Annotated in this window: 2 protein-coding genes; both read right to left on the minus strand. The window is 43.4% G+C overall.

The annotated features are described in order from the left end of the window. Window positions 1–170: 170 nt before the first annotated feature. Window positions 171–323: a DUF3265 domain-containing protein gene (locus tag CIK04_RS35940; protein ID WP_097353670.1), complete on the minus strand. Its 153-nt coding sequence runs from the start codon at window positions 321–323 to the stop codon at window positions 171–173. Window positions 324–656: 333 nt separating this feature from the next. Next, window positions 657–785: a DUF3265 domain-containing protein gene (locus CIK04_RS31470; protein WP_128824788.1), complete on the minus strand. Its 129-nt coding sequence runs from the start codon at window positions 783–785 to the stop codon at window positions 657–659. Between the last annotated feature and the right edge of the window lie 496 nt (window positions 786–1,281).

Below are 1,281 nucleotides of genomic sequence, written 5' to 3' on the forward strand. Positions count from 1 at the left end.
CTTCTGGCACTCCAGTATCCGAGATAATCATAACTTCAAGGCGGCAGCAGCAAGCTTAGGCTGTTGATGCAAGATACATTTGAGGAAGAAGGTGTATTAGTTGGTATAAGCATAAGTAACTACAGTTTAGTCAATTGTGCATGATACCGTAAATTTGATGTGAACAACCTTTATTTCTGAGATTGCGGACCTTGTGAGCCATAACGCTGCGTTAAGGGGTGAGTGCCGCATAAACCAAGCTTCCGCAGACCACTTTCACCACCAAAACTCACCGCATACCAAAAATGCCACGCGGCATGAATCCCGCTTAAACGCCTTGTTATGCTTAAGCTTCAATGGGTTATGATTAATCAGCACCAAGATTAACTCGACTTTGAATCACATAGAAAACCGAAATGAATCATAGTTTTGATAATCAGACTTCGGATTTTGGCAAATCTGGTTTGAAGTTTGAAAACCTAGAAATGGATTTCTGATTGAGCCAACCGCCCTAACCTCGCGMTTRCCCGARAATTGAATGAGGCAATTCTCTGAATTTCTAGCGCCAAAGAATATGCGTCCGAAAAACAGCGCTCACAAAAGCCGGCTTGCCGACAAACACAAAACCAATCAGCCAAGGGAACAAAGAAAAACCATAACCAACTGATTTTACTTGATTAAGCATAACGCCGCGTTAAGGGGTGAATGCCGCCTAAACCAASYTTCCGCAGACCACTTTCACCACCAAAACCAACCGCATACCAAAAATGCCACGCGGCATGAATCCCGCTTAAACGCCTTGTTATGCTTAAGCTTCAATGGCTTACGTTTGACCAGAACCAAGATTAACTCGACTTTGATTCACAAACAAAAGGCAAAGATTAGAAAACCGAAATGAATCATAGTTTTGACAATCAGGCTCGAGATTTTGGCAAATCTAGTTTGAAGTTTGAAAACCTAGAAATGGATTTCTGATTGAGCCAACCGCCCTAACCTCGCGCTTACCCGAAAATTGATTGAGGCAACGCTCTGAATTTTCAGCGCCAAAGAATAAGCGTCCAAAAAACAGCGCTCAAAAAAGCCAACTTGCCGACAAACATCAAACTGAAAAGCCGAGGGAACAAAGAAAACCATAAACCACTGATTTTACTTGATTAAGCATAACGCCGCGTTAAGGGGCGCAGGCACGCACTACAAACGTTACCGCATCACACCCTAACCACTAAATAAACTGCAAGCCAAAAATGCCACGCGTGCCAAGTCCCACTTGAACGCTTGTTATGCGCCTTGCATCCAAGCTCA

It is taken from the genome of Vibrio sp. 03_296 (genome assembly GCF_002265885.1).